The following is a 17,421-nucleotide window of genomic DNA, read 5'->3' as shown; positions in this document are numbered from 1 at the left end:
CGGTGTGAGGGTCGGTACCGGGCCGTCCCACGACCGGACGCCTTCAGCCGCTTTTACTCAAGCGAAGGGTGACACACCGTGAGCACTCCTACTCCTGTGCGCGGACGCCGGCCCGAGCCGCAGCCCGTACCGGGCACGATCACTACGCAGATCGACTCCATCGGCGTCCTCGGCTACGAGTCCGTCTCCGAGCAGGACTGCCTGACCCCGACCGAGATCTTCAAGGGCACCGCCATGGTGCTGAACGGCTCCATCGCGCCCTGGCAGCGGGAGGCCGCACCCCGCGACCTGGACGTGCGGCTGGTCTCCCTCGAGCCAGGTGTGATCAAGATGCAGATGGGGACCAACGTCGTCCCGGACGGGGTGCTCGGCGAGGACGACCTGTTCGACATCTTCTACGTCCCCGGCGGTGTCGGCTCCGGCGCCCTCCTCTCCGACGAGCGAGTGCTCAAGGCGATCCGCAGGCACCACGAGGCCGGGAGGATCATCGCCGCGAACTGCTCGGGCGTCGGTGCGATCGTGCGCGCCGGCATCGTCAACGACGAGGCGGTCACCTCCGTATCCGCGATTGCCCGCGGTATGCGTGAGGAAGGTTTCAACGTGCCCGAGAACCGGCGCATGTGGGTGGCCAACCCGTCCTCCCGCATCTGGACGTTCACCGGGTCCTACGGCATCAACGGCGGCGCCGTCGCCCTGGTGGCCCACTATTTCGGACGCGAGGTCGGCACCATCGTGGCGATGATGTTCGACACCTACGGCGGCATAGGCGACGCGATCTTCGAGGAACAGGGCCCGGAGTTCTACCACCACCCCGAACTGGAGACCTCTTTCCAGGATCTGTTCCAGCCGATGCTGTTCCCGGCCAAGGCCGACGACAGCCTCTGACCGTTCGCGGGAGGCCGCCCATGACCGCCCAGGTCACACCCGTAGCGCTGCGGGACGTCGACTGGATACGCGGAGCGCTTCAGACCGCCGTGGCGCTGGAGCACTCGACGATGCCGCTGTACTGCGCGGCCATGTACTCGCTGGAGGTGCAGAACTACCCCTCGTACAACACGATCCGCAGCGTGCTCATGGAGGAGATGGTCCACATGGCCATCGCCGCCAACATGGTCGCCGCGCTCGGCGGCCGACCCCGAATCCGCACGCTCGCCCCGAAGTACGCGACCCGGGGCCTGCCCGGCGGAGTGGCCCCGGACCTGCCGGTCGTCCTGGCCCAGCTCTCGCCGCGCTCGCTGGAGAACTTCATGCGCCTGGAAGCACCGGCGTTCATGCTCAACTCCCGTCGGCGCAACACGCCCTACCCGACCATCGGCGCCTTCTACGACGCCGTCCGGGAGGCCATCGACTCCCACAAGGACGCCGTACGCCGCGCGGTCGAATGCGGTGGACCGGCCAACCAGGTGGGCGGCAACCTGGGCTATCTCACCTTCGCCCCGGAGGAGGGCGTCGACCCGGTGGAGAAGTTCCATCACGGCCTGGACATCATCACCGAACAGGGCGAGGGCGAGGGCGAGGGAACCGTCGAAGCGGGCGTCGACTTCCAGAAGGAGGGCTCGCACTACGCCCGCTTCGCCGAACTCCGTTACGGCCGCCGCTACCTCGCCCCGGACGACGGAGCCTCGATCGACCAGCAGAACGAACCGGACTTCTTCCGGGGCGAGGAGATCGTCTGGCCGGTCGTCATCAACACCCTCGCCGTCCCCTCCGACGGCTATGCCGGGCTTCTCACCCTGGACCCCGACGCAGCCGAGGTCCGCAAGGAACTCGAGGGGTTCGACGACGCGTACACGCTGATGATGGACGCCCTGGACCGGGCGTGGAACGGACCCGTCGAGACCTGGTGGCCCTCGCTCGGGGCCGCGGTGACACAGATGGACCAGATGCGTGTCCGGTCCTGCTTCAACATCATGCGCCACCAGGTCCCGGGCGCCGCCGTCCAGGCACTCGAGAGCCTGTACCCGGACGAGTTCGCGACCCTTGCCCGCTACACCGATCTGAACCAGCCCGTTTTCTACGGCCCACGCTTCATCAACACCAACGGCGTCTGACGCCACTACGGTCGATCGCCGGAACCCGTGCCCCGATGACCGCCGGGTTCCGGCGCCACCTCGCTCAGCGAGGGTCCGGCTCCACCACACCAAGGGGGAACGTCACAGCCGTGACATCACGTTCCGACAACCGCCTTCCGCTTTCAGCCCTGCTCGCACTCGCGACGGCGGGGTTTCTCACCATGCTCACCGAAACCGTGCCGGCCGGCCTGCTTCCGCACCTCAGCGACGGCCTGTCCGTGTCCGAAGCACAGGCCGGGCAGCTTCTGACGGTCTACGCGGCCGGCTCCGTCATCGCGGCCATACCCCTGACCACACTCACCCGCGGACTGCCCCGCAGGCCCGTGCTGGTCGCCACCGTCGCCGCGGTCGCCCTGGTCAACGTCCTCACCGCGGTCTCATCCAGCTACGCCCTCACCATGACCGCTCGCGCCCTCGCCGGCATGGCCGCCGGTGTCCAGTGGGCGATGATCGCCGGATACGCCATGCGCCTGGTCGACGAGCCGCTCAAAGGCCGCGCCCTGGCCGTGTCGATGGCCGGCGTGCCCACGGCGCTGGCCTTCGGCGTGCCGGTCGGCACCTGGGCGGGCGACGCCATCGGGTGGCGCTACACGTTCGCCGTCATCGGCGGCCTCGCCCTGATCGTGGCCGTGTGGATCCAGGGCACCGTCACTGCCCTCCCCGGGGAACCGGCAAGCACCCGGCTCCCGCTGCGCCGGGTGTTCCTGCTGCCGGGGCTGGCCGCCATCCTCACCGCCGCGCTGCTGTTCGAAGTCGGCCATATGAACCTCTACACCTACGTCGCCCCGTACCTGGAACGGGCCGACCTGGGCGAGCACGTGGACGTCGTCCTCCTCGCCTTCGGCATCGCGGCCATGGCCGGGTTGTTCACCGCGGGAGCATTCATCGACAAGAACCTGCGCGCCGTGGTCGTCGGCACGCTCGGCCTGTTCACCGCCTGTATGGCGGTCTTCGCGGTCGCCGGCACTCACGCCTGGATCGTCGTCGTCACCACCGCCGCCTGGGGTTTCGCGCTGGGCCTCGCTCCGACCATGTTCCAGGCGGCGTCCGCCAGAGCGGCCGGGTCCGCCGCCGAGGTGGCCCAAGCGATGATCGTGACCGTTCTCAACGCGGGCATGTCCCTCGGTTCCGTCGCCGGCGGCCTGAGCCTCGGCCTGTCCGATGTGGCCACGCTGCCCTGGGTGTCCTTCGCCGTCTTCGCACTCGCGCTCGCCCTCGCGATCGGCGCCCGCCGCCATGCCTTCCCCGCGCCGAGCGCCCGGACGACCGAGCCGGTCAAGGAGAGCGTGTGAGCGGCCTGTACCACGTGTGCTTCACCGTCCCGGACCTGGAAGCCGCCATGCGCGACCTCGCCACGGCCGCAGCGGTCACCTGGCATGAGCCGGTGCGGGCCGCCATCGGCGAGTGGGACTACCGGATCGTCTTCACCCAGGGCGGCGCCCCGTTCATCGAGCTGATCGAGGCGCCCCCGGGCGGGCCTTGGGGGGACACCCGCAAGCCCGCGTTCCACCACATCGGCTTCTGGACCTCCGACATCGAAGCCGGCAGCGAACGCCTCACCGCCCACGGGATGCGCGAGGAGTTCTCGGGCTGCCCCTACGGCCGCCCGTTCGCCTACCACCGTGTCCCCGGGATCGGCGCCGACATCGAGCTGGTCGACATATCGCGCCAGCCCTCATTCATCGACGCATGGAACGCCGGCGGGCCCCCCATGCCCGCCATCAACGAGGAGGCTCACCCGTGGAACCCGTCACTCTGATCACGGGCGGCTCGACCGGCATCGGCGCCGCCACCGCACGCACCCTGCTCAAGCAGGGTCACCGCGTCGCCGTCACCGCACGCGACGCCGACCGGCTCTCGGCCTTCTCGGCCGCCGCCGGAGCCGGAGACCGGCTGATGACCATCCCTGGCGACACCAGTGACGACAGCCACGTCGCCTCTGCCGTACGACAGACCCTGCAGGCCTGGGGCCGGCTGGACAACGTCATCGCCAACGCCGGGTTCTCCCTGCCCGGCATCCTGACGGAACACACCCCGGAGGCCATGCGTGCCATGGTCCTCACCAACGTCCTGGGCCCCGCGCTGCTGGTACGGGAGACTCTTCCGCACCTCAAGGAGTCCCGGGGCCGCATCGTCATCGTCGGCTCCGTCGCCGGCGTCAAGAACACCCCCGGCAATCTGTATTCGGTCACCAAGTGGGCCGCCCACGCCCTGGCCGAGAACACCCGCTTGCTGGTCACCCAGGACGGCGTCGGCGTCACCCTCGTCGCCCCCGGGATGGTGGACACGCCCTTCTGGGACAACCGCGGCGGACGCCCCGACGACGCTCCGACCATGACGGCCGTACAGATCGCCGACGCGATCGCCTTCGCCCTCAACCAGCCAGAAGGCGTGGACATCAACCACATCACCATGCGACCGGTCGGCCAGATCAACTAGCCGGTTCTGCGTGCCACACCCGCCCACGACGGCAACGGGACGGGGCGGTGGTGTCCGCCCGCAGTGGCCGGCGCGTCAACACCGGTCCCTCGTCAAGCGACCGATGTCGCGCCGGACCGAGGACGGCCACCACCGCCCCGTCCCGACCGTCAGGCCGCAGCCGCAACCGGCTCGCGGTCGCCCTCCGCCGGCGCCTCGTCCACCGGCGACGCATGCACCGTGTCGTAGGCCTCGCGGTCCAGCAGCTTCTCCCGGGCCGAGACGATGACCGGCACCAGCGCCTGCCCGGCGACGTTCGTCGCGGTACGGATCATGTCGAGGATCGGGTCGATGGCCAGCAGCAGGCCCACGCCCTCCATCGGCAGCCCCAGCGTGGACAGGGTCAGCGTCAGCATGACCGTCGCGCCGGTGAGACCGGCGGTCGCGGCCGAGCCGACCACCGACACGAACGCGATCAGCAGGTAGTCACCGACGCCCAGCTGGATGTCGAAGATCTGCGCGACGAAGATCGCGGCGATCGCCGGGTAGATGGCGGCGCAGCCGTCCATCTTGGTCGTCGCGCCGAACGGCACCGCGAACGACGCGTACTCCTTCGGCACGCCCAGCCGCTCGGTCACCTTCTGCGTCAGCGGCATGGTGCCCACCGACGACCTCGACACGAACGCCAGCTGGATCGCGGGCCAGGCGCCCTTGAAGAACTGCAGCGGGTTCACCTTGGCCACACCGGCGAGCAGCGCCGGGTACACACCGAACAGCACGATCAGGCAGCCGACGTAGATGTCGGCGGTGAACGTGGCGTACTTGCCGATCAGGTCCCAGCCGTACGTGGCGATGGCGTTGCCGATCAGACCCACCGTGCCGAGCGGGGCGAGCCGGATGACCCACCACAGCGCCTTCTGCAGCAGCTCCAGCACGGACTCGCTCAGCGTGAGGATCGGCTGGGCCTTCTCACCGAGCTGCAGCGCCGCGATACCGGCGACGGCGGCCATGAAGACGATCTGCAGCACGTTCAGCTGGGTGAACGGCGTGATGACGTCCGTCGGCACGATGCCGGTGAGGAAGTCGATCCAGGACCCGGTGTCATCGGGCTTCGCCCCGTCCTTCGGGGTGAGCCCGGTACCGGCGCCCGGGTTGGTGACCAGTCCGATGGCGAGGCCGATGGCCACCGCGATCAGCGACGTGATCATGAACCACAGCAGCGTGCGCGACGCCAGCCGCGCCGCGTTGTTGACCTTCCGCAGATTGGTGATCGACACCAGGATCGCGAAGAAGACCAGCGGGGCGACGGCCAGCTTCAGCAGGCCGATGAAGGTGCCGCCGACCTTCTCCAGAGTCGTGACCAGCCAGGATATGTCCTGGCTGCGGGCGAGCCAGCCGAGCAGGACGCCCAGGACGAGACCGACGAGTATCTGGGCCCAGAAGGGTGCCCGGAAGGGCAGCGAGAAAGACTTCGTGTTCGTGGACACGGACATGCTCCGTAAAGGGGACGCGTAAGGACTGTGACGTGGTGGTCGTGCGGCGCGGCGAACGGTGTGGTGTCGCCCGATACGTCAGGGACGACAGCTCGCGGAGGCGACCCGGCAGAGATCCACGTGCAGGCGCGCCACGAGCGGAACACTCCGGGGCGTGGGGAACACGGCTGCTGACTTCACCCCGAGACCTTAACACTTCAACTTTGAGAACCTCAAAGCCTTACTTTGACAGGCGCGAGGCAGAAAGCACCCACACATGACAAAGCGCCCCGGTTCCCAGTGATTTCGGAAACCGGGGCGCGTCAGTCTCAGCGCGCGGTATGGCGGACGTTACGAAGCCTGCCCCTGCGCACGGGCGGCGTCGTCCGCGCCGTCCTCCTGATTGCGGTTGGCCTCCAGGTTCGCCTTCACCCGGTCCACCCGCCGCACGATCTGCTCGGAGGCACGGTCCCGCTCCTTGCGCAGCACAACGAAGCTGATCGGGGCCGAGATCAGCAGCGCGAGCAGCACGACCCACAGGCCGTTGGAGTCGCCGAGGCCGCGCGGGGCGAGGCCGGAGTAGACGAGACCCCAGACGACCACGAGGCAGCCCACGAAGATCCCGAGGCGCATCAGCGTGTAGCGGAGCATCTCAATCCACTCTTCCGTTTCTGGCACAAAGAGGCACCGTCCAGTGAAGCATGCCGGGGGACGGATCTTTCAGGGGGGTGGGACCGCTCAGCCCAGCGGCAGCAGCATGATGATGTCGTCCCGGTCGTCACCCGGCGCCACCCGGATCGCCCCCGGCACGCGGCCGACCTCCTTGTAGCCGCACGCCCCGTAGAAGCGCTCCAGCCCCAGCCCACCTCGGCAGGCCAGCCGGATCGCCTCGATCCCGTCCATGCCGCGAGCGGCACGCTCGGCCGCCGCGAGCAGGTCACGCCCGTAGCCCTTGCCCTGGTGACGGGGGTGGACCATCACGGTGTAGAGCCAGATCCAGTGGGTCATCAGCCGGTGCGTGTTGCGCGTGAGGAACGCCGTGGCGGCCACCCGCCCCTCCTCGTCGTACCCGACGAGCAGCCGTGACCGCTCCTCCTCCATGGCGGCGAACTGCCGCACCAGCTCCGGCCGGATCTCCTCCGGGCTCACCGGCGGCACGAACCCGACGGCACCGCCGGCGTTGCTGACATCGGCCCACAGATCGAGGAGGCCGTCGCGGAGGTCGGGGGTCACAGCGGGATCGAGCGTGAAGGTAAGAGGCATAGAAGCAGACTAGCCCTTACCCAAGTGCCTCCGCAGCCACTTTCAGGTCGGCGACCAGCCCTTCGTACGCCGCCTGCCGCTCCTTGTCGTCCCGCGCCCGCAGCACCGAGGAGGGATGGACGGTCGCCACCAGCTTCTCCACCCGCCCATGGATCTCCCGCTCCAGCAGCGCCCCGCGCACCTCGCCGACCCGGAAGGACGATCCGAACAGAGCCTTGCCCGCGGTGGCACCGAGAATCACGATCAACTCGGGTTCCACGACGGCGAGCTCGGCCGCGAGCCACGGCCCGCACGCCGTCATCTCCCGCAGCGACGGCGCCTTGTGAATGCGGCGCTTACGGGGTTCGGCCTGGGTGAACTTGAAGTGCTTCACGGCGTTGGTGACGTACGCGTCCGCCGGGTCGAGCCCGGCGTCCTCCAGCGCCCGGTCGAGCAGTTTCCCCGCGGGGCCGACGAAGGGTTTCCCTTGCCGGTCCTCCTGATCACCGGGTTGTTCGCCTACGAGCATGAGGCGGGCGTCTTGGTCTCCGGCGCCGAAGACCGTCTGGGTGGCATCCAGGTGCAGCGGACAGCCCCGGCAGGCGGCTGCGGCCTGACGCAGAGCGGGGAGGCTGAGCCGCTCCGGAAGAAAGGGTTCCGCCGTGTAGGCGTCCTCGGGGGGCATGGGGCCCGGGTACCCGCCGTAGGGCTGCGGATCCATGCGGGCTGCGGGTGGTTCGTGGCTGATCGCGCAGTTCCCCGCGCCCCTTAGGGACGTGCAGTCGACCTACCTGAAAGGGGCGCGGGGAACTGCGCGACCAACCCCCACGCACCCGCAGCCGCCGTACGACCGAACGCCCCCACCCAATAGGCGCCTCAAACCCGCATCGGCTGAGGCGACTCCCGCCGCCCCGGATCCGCCCCCTCATACTCCCGAATGATCTCGTACCGAGTGTTCCGCTCCACCGGCCGGAACCCCGCATCCCGGATCAGCTCCAGCAGATCCTCACGCGTCAACTTGCTCGGCGTCCCGAAATTGTCCGCATCATGCGTGATCTTGTACTCGACGACCGACCCGTCCATGTCATCGGCCCCGTGCTGCAACGCCAGCTGCGCCGTCTGCACCCCGTGCATCACCCAGAACACCTTGACGTGCGGCACGTTGTCGAACAGCAACCGCGACACCGCGAACGTCTTCAGCGCCTCCGCCCCCGTCGCCATCTGCGTCCGCGCCTGGAGCCGGTTGCGGACCTTGCCGTCCTTCATGTCGACGAAGTCGTGCTGGTAGCGCAGCGGGATGAAGACCTGGAAGCCGCCGGTCTCGTCCTGGAGCTCCCGCAGCCGCAGGACGTGGTCCACCCGGTGGCGCGGCTCCTCGATGTGGCCGTACAGCATGGTGCACGGGGTCTTCAGCCCCTTCTCGTGCGCCAGCCGGTGAATCCTCGACCAGTCCTCCCAGTGAGTCCTGTGATCGACGATGTGCTGCCGGACCTCCCAGTCGAAGATCTCCGCACCGCCACCGGTGAGGGACTCCAGCCCGGCGTCGATCAGCTCGTCGAGGATCTCCGACGCGCTCAGCCCGGAGATCGTCTCGAAGTGATGGATCTCCGTCGCCGTGAACGCCTTCAGCGACACGTTCGGCAGCGCGGCCTTCAGCTCGCGCAGCGACCGCGGGTAGTAGCGCCACGGCAGATTGGGGTGCAGCCCGTTGACGATGTGCAGCTCGGTGAGGTTCTCCGACTCCATCTCCTTGGCGAGCTTCACCGCCTCCTCGATGCGCATGGTGTACGCGTCCTTCTCCCCCGGCTTGCGCTGGAAGGAGCAGTACGCGCACGAGGCGGTGCACACGTTCGTCATGTTGAGGTGCCGGTTGACGTTGAAGTGCACGACGTCACCGTTGAGCCGCGTCCGCACCTCGTGCGCGAGCCCGCCCAGCCACGCCAGGTCGTCCGACTCGTACAGCGCGATGCCGTCCTCACGGGTCAGCCGCTCACCGGAGCGGACCTTCTCCTCCAGCTCGCGCTTGAGCCCGACGTCCATGCCGACACCTCTTTCCAAGAAGACAGACCCGACCACCGTACGCCCCGGTCAGTGCACCTCTTCGGGCAGCTCACCCACCCGGTTCTCCCACTTGGTGGAGAGCACGATGGTCGTACGGGTCCGGGAGACGCCCTTCGTGCCGGACAGCCGCCGGATGATCTTCTCCAGCCCGTCGACGTCCGTCGCCCGCACCTTGAGCATGTAGGAGTCGTCGCCGGCGATGAACCAGCAGTCCTCGATCTCCTGCAGGTCCCGCAGCCGCTGCGCCACGTCCTCGTGGTCGGCGGCGTCGGACAGCGAGATGCCGATCAGGGCGGTGACGCCGAGGCCGAGCGAGGCGGCGTCCACGGTGGCCCGGTAGCCGGTGATGACACCGGCCGCCTCGAGCCGGTTGATGCGGTCGGTGACGCTGGGTCCCGACAGACCGACGAGGCGCCCCAGCTCCGCGTAGGAGGCCCGGCCGTTCTCCCTCAGGGCCTGGATGAGCTGCCTGTCCACCGCGTCCATTGCGATCGAAGCCTTCCGCTGAAGAGGTCTGAAGAATGCGTGGGTCAGAAGTACGTGAGGTGCTCAGGTGGTTCGGGACCCGCCGCCGAGGTCCCCCTGCCAGCGGCGGTAGAGCCCGTGCTCGACCCCCGCCGCGTCGAGTACGCGTCCGGCGACGAAGTCCACCAGGTCCTGGATGTGCGTCGCGCCCGCGTAGAAGGCCGGTGAGGCGGGCACCACGGTCGCGCCCGCGTCGTCGAGGGCGACCAGCTGCCGCAGGGTCTGGCCGTTCAGCGGGGTCTCCCGTACGGCCACGACCAGTGTGCGCCGCTCCTTGAGGGTCACGCTCGCCGCCCGCTGCAACAGGTCCTTGGACAGCCCGAGCGCGACACCGGCCACACAGGCCGTGGAGGCGGGCACGATCAGCATGCCCTTACTCGGGTACGACCCCGAGGACGGCCCGGCGGCCAGGTCACCGGCGGCCCAGTACCGTACGGCGTCGAGGTCCACGGTGAAGGTGCCGGGCTTGCCGTCGGCGCCCCGGGCGAGCCATTCCCGCAGGTCGTCGCGCCAGTGGGCGTCGCGGAAGGAGATCCCGGTCTCATCGAGCAGGGTGAGCCGCGAGGCCCGGGAGACGACCAGGTCGACGCTCTCGCCGGCGGCGAGCAGCGCACGCAGCACGGCGGCCGCATAAGGGGTGCCGGATGCGCCGGACACCCCTACGATCCAAGGCGTACGCGCCGTCTCTCCTGGCTTGACTGGGTTCACACCCCCGAGCCTATCCGGCTCCGCAGGGTGGGAACCGGGCAAGGGGGCCCGTGCGTTGCCCGGAGGGGACGAGTGAGTGCAGGGGTTGCCATGTCGGGTACGGCGGTGGAGTGGTCGCGCGGCGACCGCGCGAGGGCCGCGGCCAAGCTGATGGTGGGCTGGGTCGCGCTGTTGTGGCTGCTGGAAGTGGTGGACGTGGCGACCGGCCACGCGCTGGACGACTTCGGCATCAGCCCCCGGGACCCCGCTGAACTGACGGACATCGTCCCGGCCGCGTTCCTGCACTTCGGCTTCGCCCATGTGGCGGCGAACAGCGTGCCGCTGCTGGTCCTGGGCTTCCTGGCGGCGCTGGGCGGCCTGCGCAGATTCGCCGCGGTGTGCGCGCTGATCATCGTGGCGGACGGACTGGGCGTATGGCTGCTCTCCCCGGAGCACAGCAACACAGCGGGCGCCTCCGGCCTGGTCTTCGGCCTCTTCGGCTTCCTCCTGATCACCGGCTTCGTGGAACGCCGCCCCGCCGGCGTCCTGATCGCCGTCCTGATAGCCGCCGTCTGGGGCGGCTCCATCCTGGCGGGCATAGCCCCCACCCAAACCGGCATCAGCTGGCAGGGCCACCTGATCGGCCTGATATCGGGCATGACGGCAGCATTCCTCTTCCGCCGCCGCCCGCCCGTGCCGCCTATGCCGTGAGCCCCCGCACCAGCAGGTCCAGCAGCGCGCACACGAAGAGTGCGATGCCGATGAAGCCGTTGACCGAGAAGAAGGCTCGGTTCAGACGGGAGAGGTCGGTCGGGCGGACGATCGTGTGCTCGTAGACGAAGGCGGCTGCGACGATCAGGAGGCCCAGCCAGAAGAAGGCGCCGGCGTCGGTGAGGAGGGCGTACCAGACGAACAGGGCCGTGGTGACGGTGTGGCAGGCGCGGGCGCCCCAGATGGCGGCCGGGATGCCGAAGCGGGCCGGGACCGACTTCACGCCGACCTCGCGGTCGGTGTCGACGTCCTGGCAGGCGTAGATCAGGTCGAAGCCGCCGATCCAGATGCCGACGGCGAGGCCCAGGACGACCGCCTCCCAGGACCAGGCCCCGGTGATCGCCAGCCAGCCGCCGATCGGGCCCATGGCCTGGGCGAGACCCAGGATGGCCTGGGGGAAGTTCGTGAAGCGTTTGCCGTACGGGTACACCACCATCGGGATGACCGCGACGGGCGCGAGGGCCAGGCACAGCGGGTTGAGCAGGGCCGCCGCGGCCAGGAAGACGGCCAGGGCGATGAGCGCGCCGGTCCACGCGTGCCTCACCGACATCGCGCCGGTGACCAGCTCGCGGTGGGCCGTGCGCGGGTTCCGGGCGTCGATCTCGCGGTCGATGATCCGGTTCGCGGCCATGGCGAAGGTGCGCAGGCCGACCATCGCCAGGGTGACCAGCAGGAGCTTGCCCCAGTGGATGTTCTTGTCCCACTCGTACATCGCGGTGAGCGAGGCGATGTAGGCGAAGGGCAGGGCGAAGACGGAGTGCTCGATCATCACCAGGCGCAGGAACGCCTTGGTGCGTCCCGGCTGCTGCGGCAGCGCGGCGGAGGCCGACGTCACAGTCCGTACTCCTTCCAGCGGCGGTCCACCTTCGCGGCGGTCTCCGGGTCGGACTCGACCATGTCGGGCCAGCCGCCGTCGCGTGTGTACCCCTCCTCGGGCCACTTCTTCGTCGCGTCGATGCCGGCCTTGCCGCCCCAGAACTGCTGATACGAGGCGTGGTCGAGATGGTCGACGGGGCCTTCTACGACCGTGAGGTCGCGGGCGTAGTCGGTGTTGCCGAGCGCCCGCCAGGCGACTTCGTGCAGGTCGTGCACGTCGCAGTCGGAGTCGACGACCACGATCAGCTTGGTCAGCGACATCATGTGGGCGCCCCAGATGGCGTGCATGACCTTCTGCGCGTGCTTGGGGTACTTCTTGTCGATCGAGACGATCGCGCAGTTGTGGAAGCCGCCGGCCTCGGGGAGGTGGTAGTCCACGATGTCCGGGACGATGATCTTGAGGAGGGGCAGGAAGAAGCGCTCTGTCGCCCGCCCCAGCGGGCCGTCCTCCGTCGGGGGACGACCGACCACGATCGACTGGAGCAGCGGGCGCTTGCGCATCGTCACACAGTCGATCTTCAGGGCCGGGAAGGGCTCCTGCGGGGTGTAGAAGCCGGTGTGGTCGCCGAAGGGGCCCTCCGGCAGCATCTCGCCGGGCTCCAGCCAGCCCTCCAGCACGACCTCGGCGTTCGCGGGCACCTGGAGCGGGACCGTCTTGCAGTCGACCATCTCGATCCGCTTGCCCTGCACGAACCCGGCGAACAGGTACTCGTCGATGTCGCCGGGCAGCGGCGCGGTGGAGGCGTACGTCACGGCGGGCGGGCAGCCGAAGGCGATCGCGACCGGCAGCCGCTCGCCCCTGCGGGCGGCCACCTGGTAGTGGTTGCGGCTGTCCTTGTGGATCTGCCAGTGCATGCCGATGGTGCGCTTGTCGTGGCGCTGGAGGCGGTACAGGCCCAGGTTGCGGATGCCCGTCTCCGGGTCCTTGGTGTGGGTGAGGCCCAGGTTGAAGAAGGAGCCGCCGTCCTTGGGCCAGGTGAACAGTGCCGGGAGCTGCTCCAGGTCCACGTCGTCGCCGCGCAGCACGACCTCCTGCACGGGCGCGTCGCCGGACTTCACCTTCTTCGGCGGTACGTGCGTCATCGCGCCGAGCTTGCCGAAGGCCTCGCGGATGCCGACGAACCCGTGCGGCAGCTCGGGCCGCAGCAACCCGCCGATCTTGTCGCTGATCTCGGCGTACGACTTCAGGCCGAGCGCCTTCAGCAGGCGGCGGTCGGTGCCGTACACGTTCATCGCCAGCGGCATGCTGGAGCCGCGCACGTTCTCGAAGAGCAGCGCCGGGCCGCCGGCCTTCTGCACCCGGTCGACGATCTCACCGACCTCCAGATACGGGTCGACCTCGGCCTTGATGCGCTTGAGGTCACCCTCGCGCTCCAGCGCCCTGAGCAGGGAGCGAAGATCGTCGTAAGCCATGCGGTCAAGTATCCCCGAGCGGCTACGCTGGCCTTGTACCGCCCACCGCTTTCGCTGGAGAGGCCCCATGCTTCGGGTGCTGATGTTCCTCGTGCCGCTGGCGCTGAGCATTTACGCGTTCATCGACTGCATCAGCACGAAGGACGAGGACATCCGCCATATGCCCAAGCCGCTGTGGGCGATCCTCGTGCTGCTGTTCCCGCTGGTCGGCTCGATCTCGTGGATCATCGCGGGCAAGAAGCGGCAGCCCGCGGGCGCGGGCGGCAGCATCGGCACCGCGTGGAGCCGGGGCGGCCGGGGCGGTGGCCGGCAGCAGTGGGTGGCGCCGGACGACAACCCCGAGTTCCTTAAGTCCCTGGACGAGGACAAGGGCAAGGACAAGGACGACAAGCCGGGGGACGGTGAGCGGGGCGGGCCCTCCGCCTGAAAACCGCGCCCGCCTGACCGCCCCCGCGTCAGCTCCTGGTCCAGCGCTGGGAGGCCTCCCCCGCGCAGGTGGCCGTGATGACCCCGCTGTTCATGCCGAGGTCGAGGCAGCCGCCGTTGGACACGCTCTTGAGCGCGCCGCCGGACGCCGAGCGCCAGTAACTCGAGGCCTTGCCGCAGCTGCCGACGAAGACGGCCTGCCCGAGCATGTTGGCGTACATGCACTGCTTACTGCTGTTGTTGACGAGCTGGAAGCTGCCGTCGGACGCGCTGCGTACGGTCCAGGAGGCGGCGGCCCCCGAGCAGGAACCGTGCTGGGCGGCGCCGTAGAGGGCGGAGAGGCACTCGCCGGTGTCGCCGTTGCGGTACTGAGCGGTGCCGGAGGCGGGGCTGTCCGGGCCGGTACCCCCGGAGGTGCCGGTGGTTCCCGAGCCGCCGGTGCCGTCGCTGCCACCGCCTGAGCCTCCGGACGCGGTGGAACCCCCGGATCCGGCGCCTCCCTCGGTACCGCCGGACCCGTCACCGGATCCGCCGCCGTCGCTGCCGCCGGAGCCCGCGCCGGTTCCCTTGCCGTCCGCCCCGTTCTGCCCGTTGCGCCCCTCCTCTCCGTTCTCTCCGCCCTTGCCGTCGTCACCGTCGCGGCCGTCCTCGCCTCCCTTGGCCTTCTCCCCTCCCGCGGACGCGGAGGAGCCGTGGGCCGGGGAGCCGGACGGGTTCGCACCGGGTGAGGACCCGGCGGACGCGGTGGCGGTGGCGGCCCCTCCGCGGGCCTCGTCCCCGGCGGGCGTGGAGTAGGGCAGCAGACGGATCGCCAGCGTCGTCGTGGCGGCGACGACCACGACGGGTACGACGGCGAGCACGACCTTGGTCCGCCGGTTCCACTTCTTGGGCGGCGCGGGGTCCGGCGTGGACGCGGACGTGGGCTCGGGCACGGGTGCCGGCGCCGACGCCGGCGCCGGCAGCCGATCGGGCTCCGGGATCCGCTCCGCGAAGGCGGCCCGCTCGGTGAGCGGTGCGGTGATGTCGTCGGGCCAGAGCGGAGGCGTGAACGGGCCGTGCTGCTCGGCGAGTTCGACGAGTTCGGCGGCGCTGGGACGGCCCTCGTAGTCCTTGTCGAGGCAGGACGCGACGACGTCGGCGAGCTGCGGATCCAGCTCACGCAACGGCTCCAGATCGGGCTGCTCGTGCACGATGCGGTAGAGCACCGGGTGCCCGGAGTCCTCCCCGAACGGCGGCCGGCCGGAGGCCGCGTACGCGAGCACCGAGCCCAGCGCGAACACGTCCACGGCGCCGCTCGACGCCCGTACGCCCGAGGCCTGTTCGGGCGACATGAACGCCGGGGTGCCGACGACCATGCCGGTCCGGGTGACCTGGCTCTGCTCGGCGGCACGGGCGACCCCGAAGTCGATGAGGGTGAGCCCGTCGAGGGTCAGCATCACGTTGGACGGCTTGAGGTCGCGGTGCACCATGTCCAGCTCGTGCACCGCCGCGAGACCGGCCGCGGCCTCCCGCAGCAGTAACCACAGCGCGCGGGCGGGCAGCGGCCCGTGCAGCTCGACGGCCTCCCGCAGGGTGATGCCGGGGACGTAGGCGGTGGCGAACCACGGCGGACGGGCGTCACGGTCACCGGCGAGCAGCGGAGCGGTCGCGTCCGCGGGCAGCCGCGCGAGATTGTCCAGCTCGTGCCCGAAGCGGCGCAGGAAGTCCTCGTCCTCACCGGCCACGGAGGGCAGCACCTGCTTGACGGCGGCGTAACGCCCCTCGTGCACGCCCAGATACACCCGGCCCATGCCACCGGCCCCGAGCCGTCCGACCAGCGGAATCGACCCGATCTGGCGCGGATCGTCGTCCTGAAGAGGCTCGGCCCCGCTGCCCGCGAGGTCGAACCCGGTGTCCCCGTTCACTCGCTCCCCGTTCCCGGTCACGGCCGCCCCGTCCGTCCGGACCCGCGCCCATGCGTTCCCCCCAGCCCGCACGGACGGACACGGGTCCGGACGCGGGGTCCAGTGTGGACCATGAGCGAGGAAGATTGGAAGTAGTTTCTAGAAAGTGATTCTAGTTCAGGGGTGATTCGGCCACGTAGCATCACTGGCGTAGATGCACGCAGGACACGCGAGGACGGTGTCGCCCATGACCCCGAAGCAGCAACGCGGCGAAGCCACCGTCGAACTGCTCCTGGACGCGGCGCTGCGCGTCTACGCCGAGGAGGGCGAGCAGGGCCTGACGGTCCACGCCGTCACCAAAGCCAGCGGGGTCAGTCTGGGCAGCCTGTACCACCACTTCGGCAGCCTCGACGGCTTGCTGAACGCCCTTCTGATGCGCTGGCTGGGGCGTCTGCTGGGCGAGATGCTCGCGGCCCTGGAACCCGCGCGCACGGCCCGGACGGGCATCCGTGCGCTGGTGCGGGCGTACGTCGGTTTCGTCCAGGAACATCGTGCGGTGGGCATGCTGCTGCACTCCTCGCGCGCGGACCGTCTGACGATGACCCAGGCGCAGATGCTCCGCGACGCGCAGGAAGCGCGTCTGACTCCGCTGTCCGCCTGGCTGCGCACGCATGTGGAACGCGGCGAGGTGGCTCCCCTGCCGGAGCCGGTGCTGGAGTCGCTGATCCTGGGCCCGGTGATCGGCGCGAGCCGCCGCTGGCTGACCATGGGAGACATCGACCTGGACGAGGCGGCGAGGGTCCTGCCGGACCGGATCTGGCGGTCGATCAGCGCGGACCAGGACTGACCGTGGCCCGCGCCGTCCTCGTCACTCGCCGCCGTCGAAGATCTCTTCGGTCTCGGTCGCCGTGACGGCCCTGTCGAGCCAGAGATCCAGCAGCTCGGGATTCCTGCATTCCGTGACCCGCCGGCGAACCTCATCGGAGACCGCGAGCCCGCGCTTCTCGAGGATGCGCAACACGGCCTCCGCAATCCCTTGCTCACGGCCTTCCTCGCGGATCTCTTCGGCGATGTACGACTTGTAGAAGGAAAGGTCCACAGCCACCAGGTTCCTCCAGATGTGCTTGGCCGGGCCGCAAGACTGGCCAGCACGAGATCCTCGCGGGCTTTGGCCGCGTCGGTGATGACCGGCATGTTGTGCGGACCGGCGACCAATGGCTGAAGAGTGAGCGCGGGGATCTGCGGGAGGCCGCTGCTGACCGACTGCTGGGCCCACTTGGCGGTCGCGTAGTCCTGGCAGACGACCAGGAGAACCGTCGGAAGCTTGTACTTCGTCCAGAGGTAGGCGGCGTAGTAGGCCCAGGCCGCGGGCTTGTCCGGGTGCTTGACCATGGAATTCCTGTTCCGTGCATATGCCTTCTGAAGTTGCGCCGAGCGTAGGGAAGTTGTCGTGGTCGGGATCTCATGTTCCGGTGATGTTCACGCGGGCGGGTGAGGGCGGAGCGAGGGCTTGTCGATCTGGTGGGGCGGGGACAACTGTTCTGCGCAGGGCGGTGGATACGGGGGCATGGGATG

At 69.4% G+C, this 17,421-nt stretch carries 19 protein-coding genes and 1 pseudogene; 8 read left to right on the top strand and 12 right to left on the bottom strand.

Features of this window, described 5'->3' with window-relative positions; genetic code table 11:
* Window positions 1-78: 78 nt before the first annotated feature.
* From N4P33_RS01345 to N4P33_RS01325, 5 genes are read left to right on the top strand one after another with little or no spacing between them, the layout of a single operon-like run.
* On the top strand, window positions 79-885 hold the full coding sequence (locus N4P33_RS01345; RefSeq protein ID WP_260824291.1) for a DJ-1/PfpI family protein: 807 nt from the start codon (window positions 79-81) through the stop codon (window positions 883-885).
* Window positions 886-905: 20 nt separating this feature from the next.
* Window positions 906-2,051, top strand: coding sequence for a ferritin-like protein (locus tag N4P33_RS01340; protein WP_260824290.1), 1,146 nt, complete (start codon window positions 906-908; stop codon window positions 2,049-2,051).
* A 35-nt stretch (window positions 2,052-2,086) separates the two neighbouring features.
* Window positions 2,087-3,364 (top strand): MFS transporter, encoded by a 1,278-nt coding sequence (locus N4P33_RS01335; protein ID WP_313904427.1) that lies wholly within the window; start codon window positions 2,087-2,089, stop codon window positions 3,362-3,364.
* Window positions 3,361-3,831 (top strand): VOC family protein, encoded by a 471-nt coding sequence (locus N4P33_RS01330; protein ID WP_260824288.1) that lies wholly within the window; start codon window positions 3,361-3,363, stop codon window positions 3,829-3,831. Before N4P33_RS01335 ends, N4P33_RS01330 begins: the two co-directional genes overlap by 4 nt.
* Window positions 3,762-4,511, top strand: a complete 750-nt coding sequence (locus tag N4P33_RS01325) for an SDR family oxidoreductase (RefSeq protein ID WP_399028115.1) — start codon at window positions 3,762-3,764, stop codon at window positions 4,509-4,511. The genes N4P33_RS01330 and N4P33_RS01325 overlap by 70 nt, the downstream gene beginning before the upstream one ends.
* A gap of 149 nt (window positions 4,512-4,660) precedes the next feature.
* On the opposite strand, the gene N4P33_RS01320 is transcribed toward N4P33_RS01325, so the two are convergent.
* The 8 genes from N4P33_RS01320 to N4P33_RS01290 all read right to left on the bottom strand — a co-directional run bounded on the left by N4P33_RS01320 (window position 4,661) and on the right by N4P33_RS01290 (window position 10,498).
* Complete coding sequence (locus tag N4P33_RS01320; RefSeq protein ID WP_260824286.1) at window positions 4,661-5,983, bottom strand: dicarboxylate/amino acid:cation symporter; 1,323 nt, start codon at window positions 5,981-5,983, stop codon at window positions 4,661-4,663.
* A 78-nt stretch (window positions 5,984-6,061) separates the two neighbouring features.
* Complete coding sequence (locus tag N4P33_RS35510) at window positions 6,062-6,148, bottom strand: putative leader peptide (RefSeq protein ID WP_313904428.1); 87 nt, start codon at window positions 6,146-6,148, stop codon at window positions 6,062-6,064.
* A 165-nt stretch (window positions 6,149-6,313) separates the two neighbouring features.
* Window positions 6,314-6,613, bottom strand: a complete 300-nt coding sequence (locus N4P33_RS01315) for a DUF4229 domain-containing protein (RefSeq protein WP_260824285.1) — start codon at window positions 6,611-6,613, stop codon at window positions 6,314-6,316.
* Window positions 6,614-6,700: 87 nt separating this feature from the next.
* A complete protein-coding gene (locus N4P33_RS01310) occupies window positions 6,701-7,225 on the bottom strand; it encodes a GNAT family N-acetyltransferase (protein ID WP_260824284.1) in 525 nt (174 codons plus the stop codon).
* A 16-nt stretch (window positions 7,226-7,241) separates the two neighbouring features.
* The gene (locus N4P33_RS01305) at window positions 7,242-7,889 is read right to left on the bottom strand and encodes a UdgX family uracil-DNA binding protein (RefSeq protein ID WP_260824283.1); all 648 of its coding nucleotides are present in this window, start codon (window positions 7,887-7,889) and stop codon (window positions 7,242-7,244) included.
* A 191-nt stretch (window positions 7,890-8,080) separates the two neighbouring features.
* Entirely contained in the window at window positions 8,081-9,244 is a 1,164-nt protein-coding gene (gene mqnE, locus N4P33_RS01300) for an aminofutalosine synthase MqnE (protein ID WP_260824282.1), read from the bottom strand.
* A gap of 48 nt (window positions 9,245-9,292) precedes the next feature.
* On the bottom strand, window positions 9,293-9,751 hold the full coding sequence (locus tag N4P33_RS01295; protein ID WP_260824281.1) for an Lrp/AsnC family transcriptional regulator: 459 nt from the start codon (window positions 9,749-9,751) through the stop codon (window positions 9,293-9,295).
* A 63-nt stretch (window positions 9,752-9,814) separates the two neighbouring features.
* Entirely contained in the window at window positions 9,815-10,498 is a 684-nt protein-coding gene (locus N4P33_RS01290; RefSeq protein WP_260824280.1) for a UbiX family flavin prenyltransferase, read from the bottom strand.
* Between the two features lie 90 nt (window positions 10,499-10,588).
* On the opposite strand from N4P33_RS01290, the gene N4P33_RS01285 reads away from it, so the two are divergent.
* On the top strand, window positions 10,589-11,188 hold the full coding sequence (locus tag N4P33_RS01285) for a rhomboid family intramembrane serine protease (protein WP_260824279.1): 600 nt from the start codon (window positions 10,589-10,591) through the stop codon (window positions 11,186-11,188).
* On the opposite strand, the gene mqnP is transcribed toward N4P33_RS01285, so the two are convergent.
* A complete protein-coding gene (mqnP, locus tag N4P33_RS01280; protein WP_260824278.1) occupies window positions 11,178-12,083 on the bottom strand; it encodes a menaquinone biosynthesis prenyltransferase MqnP in 906 nt (301 codons plus the stop codon). The genes N4P33_RS01285 and mqnP overlap by 11 nt on opposite strands.
* Window positions 12,080-13,537: a menaquinone biosynthesis decarboxylase gene (locus tag N4P33_RS01275; RefSeq protein ID WP_260824277.1), complete on the bottom strand. Its 1,458-nt coding sequence runs from the start codon at window positions 13,535-13,537 to the stop codon at window positions 12,080-12,082. Before N4P33_RS01275 ends, mqnP begins: the two co-directional genes overlap by 4 nt.
* Window positions 13,538-13,604: 67 nt before the next feature.
* Between N4P33_RS01275 and N4P33_RS01270 the strand changes: the two genes are divergently transcribed.
* Complete coding sequence (locus N4P33_RS01270) at window positions 13,605-13,964, top strand: PLD nuclease N-terminal domain-containing protein (protein ID WP_260824276.1); 360 nt, start codon at window positions 13,605-13,607, stop codon at window positions 13,962-13,964.
* A 28-nt stretch (window positions 13,965-13,992) separates the two neighbouring features.
* Here N4P33_RS01270 and N4P33_RS01265 read toward each other — a convergent pair whose 3' ends face one another.
* Window positions 13,993-15,867, bottom strand: a complete 1,875-nt coding sequence (locus tag N4P33_RS01265) for a serine/threonine protein kinase (protein ID WP_260824275.1) — start codon at window positions 15,865-15,867, stop codon at window positions 13,993-13,995.
* Window positions 15,868-16,093: 226 nt separating this feature from the next.
* On the opposite strand from N4P33_RS01265, the gene N4P33_RS01260 reads away from it, so the two are divergent.
* Window positions 16,094-16,693, top strand: a complete 600-nt coding sequence (locus N4P33_RS01260; protein WP_260824274.1) for a TetR/AcrR family transcriptional regulator — start codon at window positions 16,094-16,096, stop codon at window positions 16,691-16,693.
* A gap of 21 nt (window positions 16,694-16,714) precedes the next feature.
* Here N4P33_RS01260 and N4P33_RS01255 read toward each other — a convergent pair.
* Window positions 16,715-17,238: pseudogene (locus N4P33_RS01255) on the bottom strand (hypothetical protein).
* Window positions 17,239-17,421 lie beyond the last annotated feature (183 nt).

Source organism: Streptomyces sp. 15-116A (assembly GCF_025290915.1).
GTDB lineage: Bacteria > Actinomycetota > Actinomycetes > Streptomycetales > Streptomycetaceae > Streptomyces.
Note: the sequence above shows the minus strand (reverse complement) of the source record. Positions and strands in the feature narration are given on the sequence as shown.